Consider the following 4,106-nt stretch of genomic DNA (forward strand, 5'->3'; position numbering starts at 1 on the left):
GCCGGTCGGGCGCCTGGCACCGGATTGCGCGCTGACCGCGCTCGACAGCGGTGAGGAGGTCGCGCTCGCTCCCGCGCGCGGCAAAGTGCTGTGGGTCGACTTCTGGGCGTCCTGGTGCTCCGCCTGCGTGGAGTCCTTCCCTTTTCTGATGGCCCTCGATCGCGACTACCGCGAGCGCGGGCTCGAGATCGTGGCCGTGAACCTCGACGAGAAGCCGGAGGAGGCGCGAGCGTTCCTCGCGCACTATGCGGTGCGCTTCGAGCTGGCGGCGGATCGCTCCCGGGAGTGCCCGCGCGCGTTTGGCGTCGCGTCGCTCCCGTCCGCCGTCCTGGTCGATCGCGGGGGCACGATCCGCTCCGTGCACCGGGGCTTCCACCCCGGCGACGCCGAGGCGCTTCGCGCGCAGGTGGAGTCGCTGCTGGACGAGGGCGAAGCGCCGGCGGAGCCGGCGGGTGACGACGAGCGGACGCGTGCGGGCGCGCGTTAGGCGGCGGCGCGTCGCGAGCCTGTGCGCGCTCGGCCTGGCCGTCGCGAGCTGCGCTCCGGTGGCGCCCTGGGATCGCGGTCGCCTCGCGAAGCCCCAGATGGCGCTCGATCCCGATCCGCCGGAGCGCGCGCTCCGCGACCACGTGCACGCGAGCCGCGAGGCGGCCGCCGGCGGAGAGATCGGCGCGGGCGGGGGCTGTGGCTGCGACTAGGAGCTGGATCGCTTCCCCGCTCAGCCCTTCCCTGCGCGCGCTGACCGCCGCAGCGCTGACTCTGCCGGGGATGATCCCCGGCCGCGCGCGCTCGGACGGAAGCGACGAGTTCTCGTTCCAGTACGGACGCTACACCGAGGGGGATCGCGATCTCTCGGGCGTCGACAGCGCCTACGACCCCATCCGCGTCGACAATCTGCTGGCGCGCGGCCGCTTCTCGCTCTTCGACCGGTGGTCGCTCGACGTCGAGTACGAGCAGGACACGTGGTCCGGCGCCACGCCGATCGCGACGGCGCCGCTCGTATTCGGCGGCAATCGGCCCACGTCGCCCGACGGCACGTCCGGCGCGACGCCCATCATCGAGGGTGATCTCTTCCTGAACTCGAAGTTCCAGCCGCTCGAGCTCGACGAGCACGGTGACCCGGCCGCTGCCAACCGCTCGCTCGTGCACACGCTCTCCTACGCCTCGCCGGAGACCCGCCAGCAGGTGGATGCCACGCTCCACTACACGTTCGACCGGGCCGAGCTGTCGATCGGCGGCGGCGGATCGTTCGAGAGCGACTACGACTCGGCCTGGGGCACGCTCGGCGGCGCCATGGAGTTCGACGAGGGCATGCTGCGCCTGGAGGGCAGCCTCAGCTACACGCACAACGAGACGCGAGCCGAGCTCAGCCACGATGCCGTGCCCTACATCGACACCAGCGCGTACCGGCACGAGGTCGAGATCTTCCCGTCCACCGGCAAGCGCGTCCTCTCGGGCGACAGCGACGAGGTGGGGCTGCGGCTCGGGCTCTCGCAGATCCTCGGCCCCAACACCGTGGTGAAGCTGGGCTTCGGTTACGCGCGCGCGTCCGGCTACCTCGAGAACCCCTACAAGGTGGAGGAGGTCGCGTTCATCGACCCCGCGCACCAGGTGCAGGCGCCGCCCGGCGGCTACTACGCGCAGGTGCACGCGCTGCTCGAGCAGCGACCGAACTCGCGCAACGAGTGGAGCGCCGACCTGCGACTGGTCCAGTACGTCGCCCGGGTCGATGCGGCCCTGCACCTCTCCTACGGGTTCTACGCCGACGACTGGGGCATCGACGCGCACACGTTCGAGGCGAGCTGGGGACAGCCGCTCGGCTTCGGCCTCACCCTGACGCCGCGCCTGCGCTTCTACTCGCAGGGGCAGGCGGACTTCTACCAGCCGTACCTGATCTCGCAGCAGGCGTACCGGACCATCGTCACGGACCCCGACACCGGCGACATCATCTCGATCACCCCGTTCGATCCGTCGCTGCTGCCGTCCCACTTCTCGAGCGACGAGCGACTCTCGGCCTTCGGCGCGCTCTCGGGCGGCGCGACGCTCAGCCTGCGGCTGCTCCCGGGCGTGCTGCTCGACGGCAGCTTCGAGTACACGGTGCATCGCGGCGACTGGCGGATCGGCGGCGGCGGCGAAGGCGGCTACAGCGACTTCGACTCGTACCTGCTGTCGGCGGGTCTCCGCTTCGACACCTCCGCGCTGCGCTCGATCGCGGCCGCCGAGGGCGTGTCCGAAGGCGCCTTCCACGCGGCGCACGGCCACTCGGGAGAGGCGCCCGCGGGCGTGATGCTCGCGCACATGCTCGGAGATGCCGGCGACTGGATGTTCGGACTCCGTTACGGCTACACGCTCCAGGACGGCAACGTGCTGCGGGGCACGCGCACGGCCGGCGACGCGGAGATCATCGCAGAGGGCTGCCACGACATCCCGTGCAGCACCGCTCCGAAGAGCATGACCATGCAGATGATCATGGTCGACGTCGGCTACGCGCCGACGTCCTGGCTGAACCTGATGCTGATGCCGTCCTTCGTCGCGATGGAGATGGACCTCGATCCGCTCGAAGGCGCCGTACCCGACGAGCACGGCCACCACGACCACGAGACGGGCGGCGTCGGCGACACCGCACTCTACGCGCTGCTCCGACTCTACGCGGCGTCGGGGCACGAGCTGCACGCGGGACTCGGCCTGAGCGCGCCGACCGGATCGGTCACGGAGAAGGACCCTCGCAGCCACCAGCAGGACAACGGGTACACGCACTACGGCATGCAGCTCGGCAGCGGCACCTGGGACTTCATGCCGAGCCTCACCTACACGGGCGCGTGGAAGAGGCTCTCGTTCGGGAGCCAGCTCTCCGGCATCGTGCGGCTCGAGGACGAGAACGACTCGGGCTACGCGCTCGGCGACGTCTTCCAGGCGACCGGCTGGGCGGGGTTCGCCCTGACGCGCTGGCTGACGGCTACGGCGCGCGGTCTCTACACCTGGCAGGGCTCCATCCGCCACGACTACGACCGCCGGCACTCCGAGTCCGGTCCGATGGACTTTCCCTCGAACTACGGAGGGCAGTACGTCGATCTCGGGCTCGGCCTCGCCGCGACCGGGTGGGGCCCGCTCTCCGGGCAGCGGCTCGCGCTCGAATGGCTCCAGCCGCTGCGCGACGACGTCGAGGGCTACCAGCTCGAGCGGGTGGGCGGTCTCCAGATCGCCTGGAGCCTCGCCTTCTGAAGGGCATTCGCGCCGCCTTCGCGTCGATGGGCTGCCCGTGCGAGCTCCAGCTCTTCGCGGCCGACGAGGCAGAGGCGCGCCGCGCAGCAGCGCTCGCGGTCGCGGAGGTCGCGCGGCTGGACGCGAAGTACACGACGTACCGCGAGGACAGCTTCCTGGCGGAGATCAACCGCGCGGCGGCGAGCGGCGGCTGCATCGACGTCGATGCCGAGACCGCGCGCCTGCTCGACTACGCCGACGCCTGTCACCGCGAGAGCGGCGGGCTCTTCGACGTCACGGCCGGGGTGCTGCGCGCGGCCTGGCGCTGCGAGGGTGGCGCGCTGCCGGACGCCGCCGAGCTGGAGGCGCTGCGTGCGAAGGTCGGCTGGCACCGGGTCGCATGGCGTGCACCCCGGCTCGCGTTCCCGCTCGCCGGGATGCAGATCGACTTCGGCGGCGTCGTGAAGGAATACGCGGCGGATCGCGTCGTCGCGCTGTGTCGCGCGGAGGGCGTGCACGGCGGCCTCGTGAATCTCGGCGGCGATCTCGCGATCGTCGGCCCGCGTCCGGACGGCGAGCCGTGGCGGATCGGGGTCCGCCACCCGCGCGAGCGCGACCGGCTCGCGGGCACGTTCGTGCTGCACGACGGCGCCCTCGCGAGCAGCGGCGACTACGAGCGTTGCGTCGTGATCGACGGCGTGCGCTACGGCCACATCCTCGATCCGCGCACGGGCTGGCCCGTGCGTCACCTCGCGTCCGTGAGCGCCGTCGCGGATTTCTGCATCGTCGCCGGGAGCGCCTCGACGATCGCGATGCTGAAGCAGGAGGCAGGCCCGGCATGGCTCGCCGAGCAGGAGATCCCGCACCACTGGATGGACGTGCACGGTGGAAGCGGCGGGACGCTC

Annotated in this window: 4 protein-coding genes; all 4 read left to right on the forward strand. The window is 71.5% G+C overall.

What is annotated here, in order from left to right; translation table 11 throughout:
- On the forward strand, positions 1-487 hold a 487-nt coding region (locus VMR86_04795; protein ID HTO06355.1), incomplete at its 5' end, for a TlpA disulfide reductase family protein.
- Positions 471-698, forward strand: coding sequence for a DUF4266 domain-containing protein (locus VMR86_04800; GenBank protein HTO06356.1), 228 nt, complete (start codon positions 471-473; stop codon positions 696-698). The genes VMR86_04795 and VMR86_04800, both read left to right, overlap by 17 nt.
- Positions 685-3,222, forward strand: coding sequence for a DUF3570 domain-containing protein (locus VMR86_04805; GenBank protein HTO06357.1), 2,538 nt, complete (start codon positions 685-687; stop codon positions 3,220-3,222). The genes VMR86_04800 and VMR86_04805 overlap by 14 nt, the downstream gene beginning before the upstream one ends.
- Before the next feature lie 26 nt (positions 3,223-3,248).
- Positions 3,249-4,106: FAD:protein FMN transferase (locus VMR86_04810; protein HTO06358.1), on the forward strand; the 858-nt coding region annotated here is incomplete at its 3' end.

Source organism: Myxococcota bacterium (assembly GCA_035498015.1).
Lineage (GTDB): Bacteria > Myxococcota_A > UBA9160 > SZUA-336 > SZUA-336 > VGRW01.